This is a genomic window from Streptomyces sp. RG80, assembly GCF_040446465.1.
GTDB lineage: Bacteria > Actinomycetota > Actinomycetes > Streptomycetales > Streptomycetaceae > Streptomyces.
In genome coordinates, this window is sequence record NZ_JBEAAJ010000015.1 from 1 (window position 1) to 17,765 (window position 17,765).

At 69.8% G+C, this 17,765-nt stretch carries 17 protein-coding genes, 1 rRNA gene and 1 pseudogene; 16 read left to right on the forward strand and 3 right to left on the reverse strand.

Translation table 11 applies throughout. From position 1 onward, the window contains the following. The 11 genes and pseudogenes from rrf to ABKA17_RS40915 form a co-directional block, all read left to right on the forward strand. Positions 1 to 110: ribosomal RNA gene (gene rrf, locus ABKA17_RS40865) — 5S ribosomal RNA — on the forward strand; the annotation flags it as partial. Between the two features lie 61 nt (positions 111 to 171). After that, positions 172 to 816 (forward strand): HAD family hydrolase, encoded by a 645-nt coding sequence (locus ABKA17_RS40870; protein WP_353697483.1) that lies wholly within the window; start codon positions 172 to 174, stop codon positions 814 to 816. 133 nt (positions 817 to 949) lie between these two features. Then, positions 950 to 1,594, forward strand: a complete 645-nt coding sequence (locus ABKA17_RS40875) for a VC0807 family protein (RefSeq protein ID WP_353697692.1) — start codon at positions 950 to 952, stop codon at positions 1,592 to 1,594. 81 nt (positions 1,595 to 1,675) lie between these two features. Further along, a complete protein-coding gene (locus ABKA17_RS40880) occupies positions 1,676 to 2,902 on the forward strand; it encodes an MFS transporter (protein ID WP_353697484.1) in 1,227 nt (408 codons plus the stop codon). Then, positions 2,853 to 4,025, forward strand: coding sequence for an acetoin utilization protein AcuC (locus ABKA17_RS40885; RefSeq protein ID WP_353697485.1), 1,173 nt, complete (start codon positions 2,853 to 2,855; stop codon positions 4,023 to 4,025). Before ABKA17_RS40880 ends, ABKA17_RS40885 begins: the two co-directional genes overlap by 50 nt. Before the next feature lie 78 nt (positions 4,026 to 4,103). Next, the gene (locus ABKA17_RS40890; protein WP_353697486.1) at positions 4,104 to 4,919 is read left to right on the forward strand and encodes a phosphatase; all 816 of its coding nucleotides are present in this window, start codon (positions 4,104 to 4,106) and stop codon (positions 4,917 to 4,919) included. A 129-nt stretch (positions 4,920 to 5,048) separates the two neighbouring features. Further along, positions 5,049 to 5,258, forward strand: a complete 210-nt coding sequence (locus tag ABKA17_RS40895) for a helix-turn-helix domain-containing protein (RefSeq protein WP_093781815.1) — start codon at positions 5,049 to 5,051, stop codon at positions 5,256 to 5,258. A gap of 156 nt (positions 5,259 to 5,414) precedes the next feature. After that, on the forward strand, positions 5,415 to 5,513 hold the full coding sequence (locus ABKA17_RS40900; RefSeq protein WP_003948845.1) for a 30S ribosomal protein bS22: 99 nt from the start codon (positions 5,415 to 5,417) through the stop codon (positions 5,511 to 5,513). Between the two features lie 256 nt (positions 5,514 to 5,769). Then, positions 5,770 to 6,831, forward strand: a complete 1,062-nt coding sequence (locus tag ABKA17_RS40905; RefSeq protein WP_353697487.1) for an NAD-dependent epimerase/dehydratase family protein — start codon at positions 5,770 to 5,772, stop codon at positions 6,829 to 6,831. A gap of 14 nt (positions 6,832 to 6,845) precedes the next feature. Beyond that, positions 6,846 to 7,892, forward strand: a complete 1,047-nt coding sequence (locus ABKA17_RS40910; protein WP_353697488.1) for a lysophospholipid acyltransferase family protein — start codon at positions 6,846 to 6,848, stop codon at positions 7,890 to 7,892. A gap of 103 nt (positions 7,893 to 7,995) precedes the next feature. Then, a pseudogene (locus ABKA17_RS40915) lies at positions 7,996 to 8,088 on the forward strand (glycerol acyltransferase); the annotation flags it as partial. Positions 8,089 to 8,472: 384 nt separating this feature from the next. Here ABKA17_RS40915 and ABKA17_RS40920 read toward each other — a convergent pair. From ABKA17_RS40920 to ABKA17_RS40930, 3 genes are all read right to left on the reverse strand, one after another. After that, a complete protein-coding gene (locus ABKA17_RS40920) occupies positions 8,473 to 9,711 on the reverse strand; it encodes a DUF5667 domain-containing protein (protein ID WP_353697489.1) in 1,239 nt (412 codons plus the stop codon). A gap of 233 nt (positions 9,712 to 9,944) precedes the next feature. Next, complete coding sequence (locus tag ABKA17_RS40925; protein WP_353697490.1) at positions 9,945 to 10,718, reverse strand: ECF subfamily RNA polymerase sigma factor, BldN family; 774 nt, start codon at positions 10,716 to 10,718, stop codon at positions 9,945 to 9,947. 312 nt (positions 10,719 to 11,030) lie between these two features. Further along, a complete protein-coding gene (locus tag ABKA17_RS40930) occupies positions 11,031 to 11,957 on the reverse strand; it encodes an HAD family hydrolase (protein ID WP_171147507.1) in 927 nt (308 codons plus the stop codon). A 118-nt stretch (positions 11,958 to 12,075) separates the two neighbouring features. Between ABKA17_RS40930 and ABKA17_RS40935 the strand changes: the two genes are divergently transcribed. From ABKA17_RS40935 to ABKA17_RS40955, 5 genes are all read left to right on the forward strand, one after another. Beyond that, positions 12,076 to 12,363 (forward strand): glutaredoxin family protein, encoded by a 288-nt coding sequence (locus tag ABKA17_RS40935; RefSeq protein ID WP_353697491.1) that lies wholly within the window; start codon positions 12,076 to 12,078, stop codon positions 12,361 to 12,363. Between the two features lie 236 nt (positions 12,364 to 12,599). Continuing rightward, positions 12,600 to 13,364 (forward strand): redox-sensing transcriptional repressor Rex, encoded by a 765-nt coding sequence (locus ABKA17_RS40940; protein ID WP_353697492.1) that lies wholly within the window; start codon positions 12,600 to 12,602, stop codon positions 13,362 to 13,364. Then, the gene (locus ABKA17_RS40945; RefSeq protein ID WP_353697493.1) at positions 13,361 to 15,082 is read left to right on the forward strand and encodes a glutamyl-tRNA reductase; all 1,722 of its coding nucleotides are present in this window, start codon (positions 13,361 to 13,363) and stop codon (positions 15,080 to 15,082) included. Before ABKA17_RS40940 ends, ABKA17_RS40945 begins: the two co-directional genes overlap by 4 nt. Next, a complete protein-coding gene (gene hemC, locus ABKA17_RS40950; RefSeq protein WP_353697494.1) occupies positions 15,079 to 16,038 on the forward strand; it encodes a hydroxymethylbilane synthase in 960 nt (319 codons plus the stop codon). Before ABKA17_RS40945 ends, hemC begins: the two co-directional genes overlap by 4 nt. Next, entirely contained in the window at positions 16,035 to 17,744 is a 1,710-nt protein-coding gene (locus ABKA17_RS40955) for a bifunctional uroporphyrinogen-III C-methyltransferase/uroporphyrinogen-III synthase (protein WP_353697495.1), read from the forward strand. The genes hemC and ABKA17_RS40955 overlap by 4 nt, the downstream gene beginning before the upstream one ends. The last annotated feature ends 21 nt before the right edge of the window (positions 17,745 to 17,765 follow it).

The following is a 17,765-nucleotide window of genomic DNA, read 5'->3' on the forward strand; positions in this document are numbered from 1 at the left end:
GTCATAGCGTGAGGGAAACGCCCGGTTACATTCCGAACCCGGAAGCTAAGCCTTACAGCGCCGATGGTACTGCAGGGGGGACCCTGTGGGAGAGTAGGACACCGCCGAACAAATTTTAGAAAAAGGCCCACGCCATCAGGCGTGGGCCTTTTTGCGTTTAGGGTAAATGGCATGCGCTACGACCTGGTTATCTTCGACAACGACGGCGTCCTCGTCGACAGCGAGCCGATCTCCAACCGGCTGCTGGCCGCCTATCTGACCGAACTCGGGCATCCGACGTCGTACGAGGACTCGATCCGGGACTACATGGGGTCCGCCATGCATCGGATCCATGACCTGATCGAGGAGCGGACCGGGCAGCGGTTGCCGGTGGACTTCGATGATGTCTTTCATGGGCGGGTGTTCGCCGCGTTCGAGCGGGAGCTGAAGCCTGTCGTCGGTGCTGTGGGGGTGCTGGAGAAGCTGGCGGCGGACGGGGTGCCGTACTGCGTGGCGTCGTCCGGGAGCCATGAGCGGATTCGGGTGGGGCATCGGACCACGGGGCTGGACCGGTGGTTCGAGGAGGAGCGGGTCTTCAGCTCGCAGGATGTGGGGCGGGGGAAGCCGGCGCCGGATCTGTTCCTCTATGCCGCCGAGCGGATGGGGGTCGCGCCGGAGCGGTGTGTGGTGGTCGAGGACAGTCCGCTGGGTGTACAGGCGGCTGTCGCGGCCGGGATGGACGTGTACGGGTTCACCGCCATGACGCCCGCCGGGCGACTCGTCGGGGCCACTCAACTCTTCTCCGACATGGGGGAGTTGGGCGCTCTGCTGGCGTGAGCTCGTACCGCCTCCCGACGTCTGACAATTGTCATGCCGAGCTCCGGACGATCGTTTCTACTGGGGGACCCCGGGTGGGCGCGAAGCTGAGGGCGGGACGACGAGGACGAGCAAGCTCAGTGCCTTCGGCCCGCTGATCGTGGATGTGGCGGTGCCTGTCGGGTCGTACTACCTCTTCAAGGGTGCCTTTGGGATGAGCACCTTCGCGGCGCTTGCCTGGAGCAGTGTGGCGCCTGCCGTGCGGACGGTGTGGGGTGCGGTCGGGGAGCGGAAGGTGAACGGGCTCGCCGCGGTCATCCTCTGTGTGAACGCGGTGTCGCTGCTGCTCAGCTTTGTCTCCGGGGATCCGCGGCTGATGCTGGCCAAGGACAGCGGGGTCAGCAGTGTGATCGGGATCGCCGTGCTGGCCTCGGTGGTGCTGGGGCGGCCGATGATGACGGCGGGGTTCAAGCCCTTCCTGGTGCAGGGGGATCCGGCCAGGGAGGCCGCGTGGGAGCGGCTGGCGGGTGGGTCGGCCGCGTTCCGGAGGGCTGAGCGGGCCTTCTCGGTGGTGTGGGGGGTCGTACTGCTCGCGGAGTGTGTGGTGCGGATCGTCGGGGCGTACACCCTGCCCGTGGACACCATGGTCTGGCTCGGGTCCGTCATCCTCATCGGTTCCATGGCGCTGGCGTTCGTGGTGAGCCGGGTGGTCGCCGCCGAGCCCATGGCGCGGCTGCTGTGTGCCGAGGTGAAGGCCGCCGAGGAGGCTGCCAAGGCGGGGGTCGTGGTCGCCGCCTGAAGGACTCGGCTTTGAAGCTGAGGGAAATTCATCTTTGGCTGGATCTACCCACGGGTAGCCCGGGGCCCTACGCTCGCCGCCATGACAGATGTGCTGCGGCGCGGTAGGGCCTCGTTGGCGTTCAGCTTCTTCGCCCAGGGGGCCGCCTTCGCCCTGCTGGTGACCCGGATCCCGGCGATCCAGGACCGGTACGGGGTCTCGGACGCGTTGCTGCCGGCGTTCCTCGCCGCCGTGCCGATCCTTGCCGGGGTCGGGAGCGTGACGACCGAGAAGCTGGTGCAGCGGATACCGCCCAGCCGGCTGCTGCGCTGGGCCCAGCCCGTCGTACTGCTGGCGCTGCTGGGGGTCGGGGCGGGGGAGTCGACGGCCGAGCTGGGGATCGCGCTGGCCGCGTTCGGGCTCGCCGTGGGTGTGCTGGACGCGTCCATGAACATGCTCGGGGTGAGCCTCCAGCGGGCGTACGGGCGGAGCATCATGCTCAGCTTCCACGCGGTGTTCAGTCTGGGCGGCATCGTGGGGGCCTCGCTCGCGTGGGCGGGGGCGCACTGGGATCTCGCGCTGTTCGTGTCGTATCTGCCCGTGGTGGTCGTGCTGCTGCCGGCTGCGCTCGTCGGGAGTCGGTGGTACGTCGACGGGGGCGCCGAGCCTGAGGCGGACAAGGGCAAGGACGAGGCCGGTGCCGAGGGTGGGACCGTCGCCTTCAAGGTGCTGTTGCCGCTGTGTCTGGTGATGACCTTCGCGTACATCGGGGACTCGACGGTCTCCAACTGGAGTGCGAAGTACCTTCAGGACGTGCTGGGGAGCTCGGAGCAGCTGGCGACCGTGCCGTACAACGTCTACATGGTCACCACGCTGATCGGGCGGGGGCTCGGGGACTTCGGGGTGCGGCGGTTCGGGGCCGTGGCGGTGGTGCGGGCGGGGGCCGTGGTGGCGGCGCTCGGGTTCGCCGTGGTGGCCTCGGCGCCGGGGGCGTGGGTGGGGATGCTCGGGTTCACCTTGCTGGGGCTGGGGTTGTGTGTGCTGGTGCCGCAGACCTTCGCTGCTGCCGGGCGGCTGTTCCCGGGGGCTTCCGATGCCGCTGTCGCTCGGCTCAATGTCTTCAACTATGTCGGGTTTCTGGTCGGTTCGCCCTTGGTGGGGGCGTTGGGCGATGCGTGGAGCTATCGCGGGGCGATGCTGGTGCCGATGGTGTTGGTGCTGGTGACGCTTGTGTACGCCCGGTCGTTCGCCGCTCAACCGGACCGATACGGTGGCGGGCATGAGCGGCCGCGCACAGCTGATGTGGGACGAGGCAGTAACGGGCTATGACTTCGGCCCGGACCATCCGATGGATCCGGTCCGGCTGGCTCTGACCCGGCGACTGGTGAGCGCCTTCGGGCTGGACCGGGAGGTGGACGTCGTATCGGCGAAGCCCGCCGGGGAGTCGACGTTGCGGCTGGTGCACCGGGAGGACTACATCGAGGCCGTGAAGGCGGCGTCGGCGGAGCCGGGGGCGGCGGACACGGCGTACGGGATCGGGACGATGGACGATCCGGCCTTCGCGGGGATGCACGAGGTGTCCGCGCTGATCGCGGGGCAGTCGGTGGGTGCCGCCGAGGCGGTGTGGCGCGGGGACGCTCTGCACGCCGTGAACTTCGCGGGTGGGCTGCACCACGCCATGCCGGGCGGTGCGTCGGGGTTCTGTATCTACAACGACGCCTCGCTGGCGATCGCCCGGCTGCTGGAGCTGGGTGCCGAGCGGGTCGCCTACATCGATGTCGACGTGCATCACGGGGACGGGGTGCAGGCGGCGTTCTGGGAGGATCCGCGGGTTCTGACGATCTCGCTGCACGAGCATCCGCGGACGTTGTTCCCGCAGACCGGGTGGCCGGAGGAGACCGGGGCGGACGCCGCGGAGGGCAGCGCGGTGAATGTGGCGCTGCCGGCGGGGACCGGGGACGCGGGCTGGCTGCGGGCGTTCCACGCCGTGGTGCCGGAGCTGATCGCCGACTTCCGGCCGCAGGTGCTGGTGACCCAGCACGGGGCCGATACGCATTTCGAGGATCCGCTGGCGCATCTCGCGGTGTCGCTGGACGCGCAGCGGGCCGTGCAGGTGGCGTGCCACGACCTGGCGCACGAGTACGCCGACGGGCGTTGGGTGGCGCTGGGCGGCGGCGGATACGCGGTGGTCGAGGTGGTGCCGCGGTCGTGGACGCATCTGGTGGGGATCGCCGCCGGGCGGGACGTGGCGCCGGAGAGCGTGATCCCGGAGAGCTGGCGCCAGGAGGTGTTCGCGCGTACGCGGCAGTTGGCGCCGATGCGGATGACCGACGGGCGCTGGCCGGTGGGCTGGGCGGACTGGGAGTCGGGGTACGACCCCGCGGACCGGCTGGACCAGGCGGTGCTGGCGGCTCGGCGGGCGGTGTTCCCGTTGCGGGGGCTGCTGCCGTAGAGGTGTTCGTTACGCCGACTGTGCGGTGTTTTCCCGTTCCCATCCCGTCCCGGGCCCCCGTCCGTCACCATCACTCCCGTGTTGAGCACCGGAGCCCTGCGCGCCCATCTGCTGGCTGCTCGTCTGGCCGGTCCCGTGGCCACTTCGCGGGAGGAGAGCCTGCGGAGTTATCGGCTTTTCGCCGCGCGTGACCCGAGAGTGCTGATCGGGATCGATCCCGAGTGGACTTGGGGACAGCGGGATTTGATCGGTTTGATGGCCGACAAATGTGGGGTTTCCGGCGATCCTCGGCACACTCAAGGCCATGATGTGATCGATCCTGAACGAACTTTGGTCGCTCTCGACGCCTTCGCTGACCGGGTGGGTGCCGTCGCTCAGCGTCGCGCACCTGTTCTCCTCGGGACCGGGCATCCGCATCGACTGCTCGGGTTCTACGCCGCCTTGGCGGACGCCCTGTCGGCGGCGGGATGTACCGTTCTCACCCCTGCGCATGGTCGCTGTGTCGACATAACGACCCGGTTCGGTCTACGCACGTACAACCTTGACTACGTACGAGGAGTCGCGCTCGTGAGAGATCCGGGGGACTCTCGCCCCGGTTGTGCGACCGGCGCACACACGCACTCGCCCCTCCCGGTTCGGACCGTCCTGGCGGCCGCCGCGGACGCCGGCGGACCGCTCCCCGAGCTTGTCATCGGGGATCACGGGTGGGTCTGCGGGGCAGGTCAGCTGGGGTTTGAGGCCATTGGGCTGGCCGATACCGATGACCCCGCGCTCTTCGTGGGGGAGGCCGAGGGGGTGGTGTCCGTCGTCGTTCCACTTGATGACGCTGTGCGGTCTGATTACTACCGGCCGCTTACCCGCTACGTACTCAATCGAGCGTGTCTGTCACAGTAGGCCGCCGATGGGTGCACCTCTTCCCCACTCGCATCACCCGCCCCTACATTGGGGAGTGAGCACGCAGCGACGAAGAGTCACCGGAAGGGGAAGCCGGTGGCCGTCGAGTGCGGAAGGTTCAGGTGTGTCATGGCAGCTGGCGAGAGGCCTCTGAACGAGGTTCAGTTCCTTACCGTGGCGGAAGTCGCCTCGGTGATGCGAGTGTCGAAGATGACCGTGTACCGGTTGGTGCACAGCGGTCATCTGCCCGCGATCCGGGTGGGGCGGTCCTTCCGCGTCCCCGAGCAAGCGGTTCACGAGTACCTTCGCGAGAGCTACGTGGGGGTGGAAACCGCCTGACGACAGTGGGGCGGGGGGATCCTCAGGGCAAGGCAGGGATCCCCCCTTCCCCCTCGATTACGAGCTCAGCTCTCGGGCGGGTAGGCTGGCCCCTCGTAGGTCGTATGGGCCCATGGCGCCCAAACACCGAGTGATGAGAAGTGAGCGAGGGTAGTCGTGGGCTCTGTTATCAAGAAGCGGCGCAAGCGGATGGCTAAGAAGAAGCACCGCAAGCTGCTCAAGCGCACGCGCGTTCAGCGTCGCAACAAGAAGTAAGGCGACGCCGCGCAAGCAGCGTGATTGTGGCCCCCCACCACACCCGGTGGGGGGCCACACGCATACCCGGACACCGAGGTCCGCTCCGTGCGTACGTCTGACACCGCTTGGCTTGGTCTGGTCGTACGTCTGTGGATGTCGTCACTTCGTGCATTGGGCGGTCATCACAGCGCAACATCGACCCGCTAGGTTGGCCGAACACGGGGAACGCGGCAGGGTACGCAGGGGACGAGTGCTGGAAGAGAGGCGCTGAATCTTGGGCAAGGTCGTGCTCGTGACCGGAGTGGCCCGTCAACTGGGGGGCCGGTTCGTCCGACGGATCCAGCGTGACCCGCAGGTGGACCGGGTGGTCGCCGTGGACGCGGTACCCCCCGAGCATCATCTGGGCGGCGCCGAGTTCATCCAGGCCGACATCCGGCAGCCCACCATCGCGCGGGTGCTCGCACAGGTGGGCGCCGACACAGTCGTACACCTGGACGTGACGGCCATGGCGCTGGGCGGTGCCGGCCGGACCACGGTCAAGGAGACCAATGTCATCGGCACCATGCAGCTGCTCGGTGCCTGTCAGAAGTCGCCGACCGTGAAGCGGCTGGTCGTGAAGTCCAGTACGAACGTGTACGGGTCCGCGCCCCGTGACCCTGCCGTCTTCACCGAGACCACCCCGCCCAAGTCGCTGCCCAGCGGCGGCTTCGCGAAGGACACGGTCGAGGTCGAGGGGTATGTGCGGGGGTTCGCGCGGCGGCGGCCCGATGTGGCCGTGTGTGTGCTGCGGTTCGCCAACATCCTGGGGCCCAGCGCGGACACCCCCCTCGCCTCGTACTTCTCGCTGCCCGTGCTGCCCACCGTCCTCGGGTACGACCCGCGGTTGCAGTTCGTGCACGAGGACGATGTGATCGAGGTGCTGCGCATCGCCTCGCACGAGCCGGAGCGGGGCACGCTCAACAGCGGGACGTTCAACATCGCCGGTGACGGGGTGCTGCTGCTGTCGCAGTGCGCGCGGCGGCTGGGGCGGCCGACCGTGCCGCTGTTGCTGCCGGCGGTCACCTGGGCCGGCTCGCTGGTACGTACGCTCGGAGTGACGGACTTCTCGCCCGAGCAGATCCGGTTGCTCACCCACGGCCGGGTCGTGTCGACGGTCCAGATGCGGGAGACGCTCGGATTCCGGCCGAAGTACACGACGGCGGAGACGTTCGCGGACTTCGTGCGCGGCCGCGGACCCGGACTGCTGCCGCCGGAGGCCCTCGCGGGGGCCGTCGACCGGATCGCCGCGCTGCCCGTCCTGGGCGGCGGCCACCCCCCGACGCAGAGCGCCAACTGAGGAGCGCATCAACGATGGCGGACGCCAAGGTCATTCCGTTCGACGACGACCGGTCCCGTGGGGCTGCCGTACAGCGGCCGTCGCGTCGCCGGAGCGCGGGGAGCCGACGCAAGGAGCCCTCGCTGGTCCGTGAGGTCCAGCCCCTGCCCACACGCGGGCCGGAGCAGGATGATGTCCCTGTGACGCGTGAGGAACAGCCGCCGCAGCAGGCGCAGCAAGACGGCGGTATCGAGCGGCGGATCGCGGGCGGGCTGTCCTTCCTGCGCCGCCGGCTCACCGGGGACTACGACGTCGACGACTTCGGTTACGACGAGGAGTTGACCGACCAGGTCCTGATGTCGCTGCTGCGGCCGGTGTACGAGAAGTACTTCCGGGTCGAGGTGAAGGGCATCGAGAACATCCCGTCCGACGGGGGCGCGCTGATCGTCGCCAACCACTCGGGCACGGTGCCGATGGACGGGCTGATGATGCAGGTCGCCGTCCACGACAACCATCCCGCGGGGCGGCATCTGCGGCTGCTCGCCGCGGACCTCGTCTTCATGCTGCCGGTGGTCAACGAACTCGCCCGCAAGCTCGGCCACACCCTGGCGTGCGCGGAGGACGCCGAACGGCTGCTCGCGCAGGGTGAGTTGGTGGGGGTGATGCCGGAGGGGTTCAAGGGCATCGGCAAGCCGTTCAGCGAGCGCTACAAGCTCCAGCGGTTCGGCCGGGGCGGCTTCGTCTCCACGGCGCTGCGGCAGGGCGCGCCGATCATCCCGTGCTCGATCGTCGGCGCGGAGGAGATCTATCCGATGATCGGCAACGCGAAGACGCTCGCGCGTCTGCTGGGCTTCCCGTACTTCCCGCTGACCCCGACCTTCCCCTGGCTCGGCCCGCTCGGCGCGATCCCGCTCCCCACCAAGTGGACGATCCAGTTCGGCGAACCGATCCCCACGGACGGCTACCCGCCGGAGGCCGCCGAGGACCCGATGCTGATGTTCAACCTGACGGACCAGGTCAGGGAGCAGATCCAGCACACGCTGTACAAGTTGCTGGTGCAGCGGCGGTCGGTGTTCTTCTGACGTGGGTTTTCCGGTTGGGGTCCGGTGAGTCGGCGGACGGAGTCCGGCGCAGCCGCGCGAAGCCCGCGGAGCGGTGCGAGGGTGGCCATGTAGATGGGTCGCGATGCTGATGTTCAACCTGACGGACCAGGTCAGGGAGCAGATTCAGCACACGTTGTACAAGTTGCTGGTGCAGCGGCGGTCGGTCTTTTTCTGAGTCGGCCGACAGACGCGGTGGCCGACGGCAGGCCCCGGACCCCGACGGTCTCCGGCCGCGTAGAGCCACCGGACGGAGGCCGGTGCAGCCTGTCCGAAGCCTGCGAAGCAGTGCGAGGGCAGCAGACAGGAGGGGCCAAGTTGCTGGTGCAGCGGCGGTCGGTGTTCTTCTAGCGCTCCGCCGGAAGTGCGGTGGACGGGTTGTTGTTCGTCTGCGGCGCCATCTTGGCTGGTCGCGCCCCGCGGCGGAGCCGCTGATCGATACAGTCCCGCGCCCCTTCGGGCGCTGCCGAACCGCAGTAGGCATCACCGGCCCGCTTCGCGCTACGACGACGGGGGGCGCCCTTCCTGGTGAAGGGCGCCCCCCGTCGTCGTAACCGAAGTGCTAGTCCGCGTCCTCGCTGTCGATGCCCAGGCCTGGGAGGAGGCCGGGGAGGAGGGGTGGGAGGGTTACGTCGGGTTGGGTCGGGGTGCTGGTGGACGGGGAGGCGGTGCTGGTGGTGCCTTCCGTCGGGTCCAGGAGGCCGCCGGTGTTGCCGCCCAGGAGGCCGTCGCTGTCCTCGGACGTCGAGGAGTTGCTCGGGCTGTCGGTGCCGCTCGAGCCGCTGTGGTCCGAGGTGCCGTTGCCGCTGCTGGGCGTGGCCGAGCGGCCGGAACCGGAGGTCCCGGTGGACGCCGAGCCGGTGCCGCCCTGCCGTTTGCCGTCGCCGCCGCCCTGGGCCGGAGCCTGGGGGAGCAGGGACTGGAGCGGGGCGACTTCTTCGTCTATGGCGTCGAAGACCGACGACACCTGCTGACTGACGTCGCCGAGCTGGACCGGCAGTCGCTCGCGGAGCGCGCCCCAGACCTCGCGGTGCGAGCGGGAGAACGCGTCGAGGGCCTGGATGGGGCCCAGGGAGTCGGGGTCGCGCTGGTACGCCTCGTGGAGCAGGCGGTGGCCCTCGGAGGCGTCGTGCTGCATGCCGGACAGGGCGCGGCGGATCTCGCCCACGGACTCGTGGTCGAGGTGGCCGCCACGGTCGCGGTCCATGAGCCGGCGGGCTTCGTTGAGCCGGGTGGAGGCCTGGTCGAGATAGGCCGTGCCGCGCTCGTCGTCCCCGTCGGACATGTAGTTGAGCTTGAAGTCCTCGATGCCGCGCTTGAGGCCGTACAGCGAGTCGCCCGGGAGGGCGTCCGAGCTGGCGGCCGCCACCCCGCCGAAGGCGCCCGCGGCGACCCCGACGCTGAGTCCGCCGGCCGCCAGGCCCTTGGTCAGCCGGGAACGCGGTCGCAGTTTGCCCAGCGGGGACGCGCGGTGCGTCCCGCGTGCCCGATGGGAGCGCTGTTCGGGCACCGAAGGATCCGCTGCTTCGCCTCCGACGGTGCCTTCCTGGAGCATGGCCTCGAACGCGGCCACCAGTTGGGCCCGCTGGACGACCTTGACCTCAGGATTCAGCTCCGGCCTGGGCAGCTCGCCGAGACACTCCGCGAGGGCCAGCATGCGGCCCTGCTCGGTCCGCTCCGCGGCCGCCTGGGCCGGGTCCGGTCCTTCGGACTGCTCGGCCGCCGGGCCCCGGTCGGACTGCTCCTCCAGGGCCTGGGCGAAGGCGTTCGCCCGCCGGTGTGCCGATACGTTCGCGATCACTGGCGGCACCTCCTCTCGTCATGACGGTCGACTCCCCAGGGGGTCCTGAGGGTTGCACGCCCTGGCTGCATCCACACGATCGAGTGATCGAAGTCGGCCAGGGAGTGACCACAGGGAGCCTGCATCCCGCACAACGAGCAACGCGGCACTTGGGTTACGGACTGCGGATGATCGGATCGGGGAGTCAACGGACTTTCACCGACAGCGAGTTGGTCGTTACCGAGCGTGCCCCGTCAGCGGGCGTCGTCCGGGAGGAGCCGGGCGAGGGTGCGGACGGCCCGGTACTGGAGCGTCTTGATGGCGCCCTCGTTCTTCCCCATCACACGGGCGGTCTCGGCGACGGAGAGCCCCTGGAGGAAGCGGAGCGTCACACACTCCTGCTGCTGCGGGTTGAGGCGGCGCACGGCGTCGAGGAGGGCGGCGTTGGAGAGGGACTCCAGGACCGAGTCCTCGGGCGAACGCTCGACCTCGTTGGCGTCGAGCATCTCGCCGGTCGTCACTTCCAGACGGAAGCGGCTCGACTTGAAGTGGTCGGCGACGAGGTTGCGGGCGATCGTCACCAGCCAGGCGCCGAAGTCGCGGCCCTGCCAGGTGAAGGTGCCGATCCTGCGCAGCGCGCGCAGGAACGTCTCGCTGGTGAGGTCCTCGGCGGTCGCCTTCCCGCCCACCCGGTAGTAGATGTACCGGTAGACGGTGTCGCTGTACTGGTCGTAGAGGCGCCCGAAGGCGTCGGCCTCGCCGGCCTGTGCGCGCTCCACGAGATCCATCATGCGGGCGCTGTCGCTGTCCGCGGCCGGGCGGCGCGCGGTGGTGGTGCCGGTCGAACGCCCTCGTCTGCCGACGGCCGCGGAACCGTCGGCCAGTGCGTAGCACGGGCCGATCGGTGCCGTGGCTACGGCGAGGGCGGGGACGGCGTACGCGGTGGGGACGAAGCCGCGCAACAGGTCAGTGACCGTTGCGCGCAGCGTAGCCAGGCCCGAGGCGTCAACCCCGACGTGTGGGTACACGGGACTCCCAGAGGCAGAGCTTCCATCACGTGCAGTGCGGGACCGTTCACCCGTCGTAGCGACGGAGGGGTACCGGTTTGCGTCTGAGGAGAATAACGCTTCGTGCAGGCACTGCTACACCCAGTTGCTCAAATCATCGATTACGTCGCTTCTGTAACCGAATGACGCCCGTTCAAGTGCCGGAGGGTGACCGGTTGTTGATCGTTTGAGATCGGATTTCGGTCATGGTCGGGGCGTGTTGTGGCCGTGTGCCGACAAGAGGACTGGAGGGAGGGGGTGCGGGGTATTGCTCGTGTTTCGGGCGCGTGTTTGTTATCGGCGGCGTCGGTGCAGGGCGATCGCCGCCGCCGTGCCGCCCGCCACCGCTCCCACGCCCGCCGCTGCCGGGATGCCGACCTTCGCGGCCTTGCGGCCGGTGCGGTAATCGCGCAAACGCCAGTCCAGTTGCCGTGCGTGCCTGCGGAGCTTGGTGTCCGGGTTGATCGCGTAGGGGTGGCCGACCAGGGAGAGCATGGGGATGTCGTTGTGGCTGTCGCTGTAGGCCGCGCAGCGGCTCAGGTCCAGGCCCTCCGCCGCGGCCAGGGCGCGGACCGCCTCCGCCTTCGCCGGGCCGTGCAGGGGTTCGCCCACCAACTTGCCCGTGTAGACGCCGTCCACCGACTCCGCGACCGTGCCGAGGGCGCCGGTCAGGCCGAGGCGGCGGGCGATCACGCCGGCGATCTCCACCGGGGCCGCCGTGACGAGCCACACCTTCTGGCCCGCGTCCAGGTGGGCCTGGGCGAGGGCCCGGGTGCCGGGCCAGATGCGCTCGGCCATGTACTCGTCGTAGATCTCCTCGCCGATGGACATCAGCTCGGAGACGCGGTGGCCCTGGACGATCGACAGTGCGGAGTCGCGGGCCTCCTGCATGTGTTCGGGGTCCTCGATGCCCGCCAGCCGGAACCACGCCTGCTGCCAGGCGAACTTGGCGAGGTCGCGGGTCTCGAAGAACTTCCGCTTGTACAGGCCTCGGCCGAAGTGGAACAGCGACGCGCCCTGCATGACGGTGTTGTCGAGGTCGAAGAAGGCGGCTGCCTTGTCGTCGCCGAGTACCGGGAACTCCGGTTCCTCACCTGGGGCGGAGGTCTCCTCGACCTCTTGCGACGACTTGCGCGCGGCCTCCGCCGAGGCTTCGCCTGCCAACACGCTCCGCGCCGTGGCGGAGCGCCTACGGGGAGTGAGCCATCCGAGTGCGGCCATGGCGTGAGCATAGCCAGTTTGTTCGGAGCTTCCGGAGCCGAGAGGTTCGGAGGGTGTGAACTCTCCGCGACCGGGCCGTTAAACAGGCGATCCAGGCCCGGTCGAGGTCCGCGGGAGAATGGCTGACATGAGTCCCATCTTCCGCCGCAAGCCGGCCAAGGCTCCCGAGGACCGGCTCGTCACCCTCATCCGCAAGCCGGGATGCCATCTGTGTGATGACGCACAGATCGTCATCGAGAAGGTGTGCGGGGAGCTGGGGGTTCCCTGGGAGCGCAAGGACATCTCCCAGGACCCCCAACTCCACGACCAGTACTGGGAACAGATCCCGGTCGTCCTCGTCGACGGGGAGCAGCACACCTTCTGGCGCGTGGACGAGAAACGGCTGAGGTCGGCACTGACCGAGTAGTCCAACTGGGGCGGCCGGTCGCTTAGGATCGATGGCGACTTGGTCCTGGGGGGCGGGATTGTTGAGGAGAGTGTGCGGTTTTGCCCCCGAGAGAGACGCGCGTGACCCCGGTCACGTTGGCCGGGCAAATCGGACACCATCTTTGTGCACGCGTTCACAAAGACATAGCCTGCATTCGACGGGGCGGTCTAGGTACGTGTGACCGCCTTAAGCCCCGCTCTACCCGCAGGAGCACCGTGGCAACTGGCCGAACTCACCGACCGGCGACCCGTAGCCGAGGGATTCCCGAGGCCACCGTCGCCCGGCTTCCGCTGTACCTCCGCGCGCTGACCGCACTGTCGGAGCGCTCGGTACCCACGGTCTCCTCCGAGGAGCTCGCGGCCGCGGCGGGGGTCAACTCCGCGAAGCTGCGCAAGGACTTCTCCTACCTCGGTTCCTACGGGACCCGCGGTGTGGGCTACGACGTCGAGTATCTCGTCTACCAGATCTCCCGCGAGCTGGGCCTGACCCAGGACTGGCCGGTTGTGATCGTCGGTATCGGTAACCTCGGCGCCGCTCTGGCCAACTACGGCGGGTTCGCCTCCCGCGGCTTCCGGGTCGCGGCCCTGATCGACGCCGACCCGGCCATGGCCGGCAAGCCCGTCGCCGGGATCCCGGTGCAGCACTCCGACGACCTCGAGAAGATCATCGAGGACAACGGCGTCTCCATCGGTGTCATCGCCACCCCCGCCGGTGCCGCCCAGCCCGTCTGCGACCGGCTCGTGGCCGCCGGGGTCACCTCCATCCTGAACTTCGCGCCGACCGTGCTGACCGTCCCGGACGGCGTCGACGTGCGCAAGGTGGACCTCTCCATCGAGCTCCAGATCCTCGCCTTCCACGAGCAGCGCAAGGCCGGAGAGGAGGCCGCCGCGGCCGATGCCGCCGGTCCGGTCGCCGCCGGTCGCGGCGACTCCGCCGACAAAGGGCCCGACGGGGACGTACCCGCGGTGATGCCGGCATGAGTCTCCTCGTCGTGGGCCTGAGCCACCGCAGCGCACCGGTCAGCGTGCTGGAGCGGGCGGCGCTCGGCGCTGACGCCCAGATCAAGCTGCTCCAGGACACGGTCGCCGCGGAGCCGGCCACGGAGGCCGCGGTGCTGGCCACGTGCAACCGCATCGAGCTGTACGCCGACGTCGACAAGTTCCACGCCGGTGTCGCCGAGCTGTCCACGTTGCTCGCCCAGCACAGCGGGGTGGGGCTCGACGAGCTCACGCCGTATCTGTACGTGCACTACGAGGACCGGGCCGTTCACCACCTGTTCTCGGTGGCCTGCGGTCTCGACTCCATGGTCGTCGGGGAGGGACAGGTCCTCGGGCAGATCAAGGACTCCCTGGCCAAGGCGCAGGATCTGCACACCGCCGGGCGGCTGCTGAACGATCTCTTCCAGCAGGCCCTTCGGGTCGGCAAGCGGGCGCACTCCGAGACCGGGATCGACCGGGCCGGACAGTCGCTGGTGACGTTCGGGCTCGAGCAGCTCTCGGCGGGGGCGGCGGTCCAGGACTGGGCGCGCGGGAAGAAGGCGCTGGTCATCGGGGCCGGGTCGATGTCCTCGCTGGCCGCGGCGACGCTCGCGCGGGCCGGGGTCGCGGAGATCGTGATCGCCAACCGGACGGCTGATCGGGCCGAGCGGCTTGCGGAGATCTTGAACGACGGGGCCGCCGAGACGGGGGTCGTGGCTCGTGCGGTGGCGATGGACGCGGTGGCTTTTGAGCTGACACGTGCCGATGTCGCCGTGTCGTGTACGGGGGCCACCGGGCTGGTGCTTACGGCTTCGGCGGTCGCCGCGGCTGTTTCGGCGCCCGGTGTCGAGCAGGGATCGGTCGCGCAGCCCGGTGGTCACGGGGCGCCGCGCTCTGGGCCGGGAGCCGCGCTGGGCGGCACCAGCGCCCGTAGCCTGGCCGGCGGCGTCGAGGAGGAGTGTCCGCTCGATCTGAACTCCGTCCAGGCCACCGCCGGGTTCTCCGTGCTGGGGGAAGCGGCCGTCGCCGGGATGGGGGCCGCCGAGCTCGAGCAGCACGCCGCGTGGGTGGACAACGCGCCGCGGCCGCAGAGCGCCGGGCCCGTCGAAGAGGCCGAGGCCATCGCCGCGCTCGCCGCCGCTGCCGCCGCGGGTGCGCGGATCCCCGAGCGGCGCAGGCCCGAGCCGGTCGCTCCGCAGCCCGCTCCCGCGCTCTTTCTGCTCGACCTGGCCATGCCCCGTGACATCGACGCCGCCGTGCACCGGATCGGCGGGGTGCGGCTCGTCGACATCGAGTCGCTCGCCGAGGCCTCCGCCGACGCGCCGATGGCGGCCGATGTGGACCAGGTGCGGCGTATCGTCGCCGACGAGGTCGCGGCCTTCGGGGCCGCGCTTCGGGCCGCGCACATCACACCCACCGTGGTCGCGCTGCGCAGCATGGCCGCCGATGTGGTCGCGAGCGAGATGGCACGCCTCGAGGGGCGGCTGCCGGCGCTCGACGACAAACATCGCGGGGAGATCACCCAGACCGTGAAGCGCGTCGTCGACAAACTGCTGCACGCGCCGACCGTCAGGGTCAAGCAGCTCGCCGCCGAGCCCGGCGGTGCCGGGTACGCGGACGCGCTGCGGACCCTGTTCGACCTCGACCAGGAGACGGTGGACGCCGTGTCCCGGGCCGAGGACAGCATCGAGAAGAACAGCAAGAACCGAGGGCCGGCATGACTGAGAAGGCACTGAGGCTCGGGACCAGGCGGAGCAGACTCGCCATGGCCCAGTCCGGGCAGGTGGCGGACGCCGTGAGCCAGGTGACCGGACGGCCCGTCGAGCTCGTCGAGATCACCACGTACGGCGATGTGTCGCGGGAGCAGCTCGCGCAGATCGGCGGCACGGGCGTGTTCGTGACCGCGCTGCGGGAGGCCCTGCTCAAGGGGGAGGTCGACTTCGCGGTGCACTCGCTGAAGGACCTGCCCACCGGGCAGCCCGACGAGCTCTCGCTCGCCGCGATCCCGGTGCGCGAGGACCCGCGCGACGTCATCGTCGCCCGGGACGCGCTCAAGTTCACCGATCTGCCCCGCGGGGCGCGCATCGGTACCGGTTCGCCGCGGCGGATGGCCCAGCTGAACGCGTACGCACGCGCCCATGGGCTGGACATCGAGACCGTTCCGATCCGGGGGAACGTCGACACCCGGATCCGGTATGTGCACGACGGTGAGCTGGACGCGGTGGTACTGGCCGCGGCCGGGCTGCATCGCATCGGGCGCATCGACGAAGTGACTGACTTTCTTTCAGTCGACACGGTTTTGCCCGCTCCCGGCCAGGGAGCACTCGCGATCGAATGCACCGCGGACAACGCGGACCTGATCGCCGCGCTCGGAGAGCTCGACGACCCGTTCACGCGGGCCGCCGTGACCGCCGAGCGGTCACTGCTCGCCGCCCTGGAGGCCGGCTGCTCCGCCCCTGTGGGCGCGCTGGCCGACCTGCTGGCCGACGGGCAGATTGTCAAGGAAATGCGCCTGCGGGGCGTCGTCGGTACCACCGACGGTTCCCGCACGGTGCAGTTGTCCACCACCGGTCCCGTGCCCGAGACGTACGACCAAGCAATGGCGCTCGGCCGTGAACTCGCGGCCGAGATGCTTGCCCAGGGCGCGGCCGGTCTGATGGGGGAGCGAGCACAGTGAGCCCCACCACCCTTCCTGCCGCCGGACCTGAACACGGGCACGTCACCTTCCTGGGTGCCGGACCCGGGGATCCGGGACTACTTACTCTGCGCGCTGTCGAGGCGCTGGCGAACGCGGACGTTCTCGTCGCCGAGCACGAGGTGCTCGACGTCGTACGCACGCACGCCAGGCACGGCGTCTCCGTCGTGGACACGGACGCGGAGCCCTCTTCGGGTCCGCTTCCGGGCACAGGCGCGCCTCAACTGACGGTTGTTGACAGTGCGTCAACAACCGCTGCTGCCCCCGCCGTGCGGGATGCCGCACATCTTGTCATGGAGGCCGCGCGGGGCGGCAGGCGGGTCGTACGTGCGGTGTCCGGGGACCCCGGGCTCGACGCGTACGCCGCCGAGGAGATGCTCGCGTGTGCCGCCGCCGGGGTGCCTTTCGAGGTCGTTCCCGGGGTCGCCGCCGCGGTCGGGGTGCCCGCCTACGCGGGTGTTCCGCTGCGCGACGCCCAGGGTGCGGACGTGCGGTTCGTCGACGCCCGTACCGCCTCGGACCGGTGCTGGACCGAGGTCGGCGCCTCCGACGGGACCGTCGTCGTCTCCACGACGCTGGACTCCGTCGCCGCCGCCGCGGGTGAACTCGTCGCCGCCGGGCGCAAGCCCGACACACCGCTCAGCGTCACCGTCGCCGGCACCACCACGCGCCAGCGGACCTGGACCGCGACGCTGGGCACCATCGCCCAGACGCTGAAGCAGGCCAAGGTGCTGCCCTCGCCGGAGGGCGGGCGGCCGGTGATAGCCGTGGTCGGTGAGCGGTCCGCCGCTGCTCAGCGCGAGCAGTTGTCGTGGTTCGAGTCCAAGCCGCTGTTCGGCTGGCGGGTGCTCGTGCCGCGTACGAAGGAGCAGGCGGCCTCGCTCTCCGACCAGCTGCGGTCCTACGGCGCCGTGCCGCACGAGGTGCCGACGATCGCCGTCGAGCCGCCGCGGACGCCGCAGCAGATGGAGCGGGCGGTCAAGGGGCTCGTCACCGGGCGCTACGAGTGGATCGCCTTCACCTCGGTGAACGCCGTCAAGGCGGTGCGGGAGAAGTTCGAGGAGTACGGGCTCGACGCACGTGCCTTCGCGGGCATCAAGGTCGCCGCGGTGGGCGAGCAGACCGCCAAGGCGCTGATCGCGTTCGGTGTGAAGCCGGATCTGGTGCCGAGCGGTGAGCAGTCGGCCGCGGGTCTTCTCGAGGACTGGCCGCCCTACGACCCCGTTTTCGATCCGATCGACCGGGTGTTCCTGCCTCGGGCCGACATCGCCACGGAGACGCTGGTCGCCGGGCTCATCGAGCTCGGGTGGGAGGTCGACGACGTCACCGCCTATCGGACCGTGCGGGCCTCGCCGCCGCCGGCCGACACGCGTGAGGCGATCAAGGGCGGTGGCTTCGACGCCGTTCTGTTCACGTCGTCCTCCACCGTGCGGAACCTGGTCGGTATCGCCGGCAAGCCGCACAACGTGACCGTCATCGCGTGTATCGGTCCCGCCACCGCGAAGACCGCCGAGGAGCATGGGCTTCGGGTGGATGTGATGGCTCCCGAGCCGTCCGTGCACCGGCTGGCCGAGGCGCTGGCGGACTTCGGGCTCAAGCGGCGCGCTTCGGCCGTGGAGGCCGGGGATCCCGTCACCCGGCCCAGCGAGCGGCGGCCCGGCGCTCGGCGGCGGCGTACCACGACCTGACCCGATCAGAACCACCTGATC

Bases quoted from the DNA above. Each gene is read 5' to 3' on its own strand.
- ABKA17_RS40935 (WP_353697491.1), top strand. From the start codon at position 12,076: ATGGCTGACATGAGTCCCATCTTCCGCCGCAAGCCGGCCAAGGCTCCC.
- ABKA17_RS40895 (WP_093781815.1), top strand. From the start codon at position 5,049: ATGGCAGCTGGCGAGAGGCCTCTGAACGAGGTTCAGTTCCTTACCGTG.
- hemC (WP_353697494.1), top strand. From the start codon at position 15,079: ATGACTGAGAAGGCACTGAGGCTCGGGACCAGGCGGAGCAGACTCGCC.
- ABKA17_RS40930 (WP_171147507.1), bottom strand. From the start codon at position 11,957: ATGGCCGCACTCGGATGGCTCACTCCCCGTAGGCGCTCCGCCACGGCG.
- ABKA17_RS40870 (WP_353697483.1), top strand. From the start codon at position 172: ATGCGCTACGACCTGGTTATCTTCGACAACGACGGCGTCCTCGTCGAC.
- ABKA17_RS40910 (WP_353697488.1), top strand. From the start codon at position 6,846: ATGGCGGACGCCAAGGTCATTCCGTTCGACGACGACCGGTCCCGTGGG.
- ABKA17_RS40885 (WP_353697485.1), top strand. From the start codon at position 2,853: ATGAGCGGCCGCGCACAGCTGATGTGGGACGAGGCAGTAACGGGCTAT.
- ABKA17_RS40945 (WP_353697493.1), top strand. From the start codon at position 13,361: ATGAGTCTCCTCGTCGTGGGCCTGAGCCACCGCAGCGCACCGGTCAGC.
- ABKA17_RS40880 (WP_353697484.1), top strand. From the start codon at position 1,676: ATGACAGATGTGCTGCGGCGCGGTAGGGCCTCGTTGGCGTTCAGCTTC.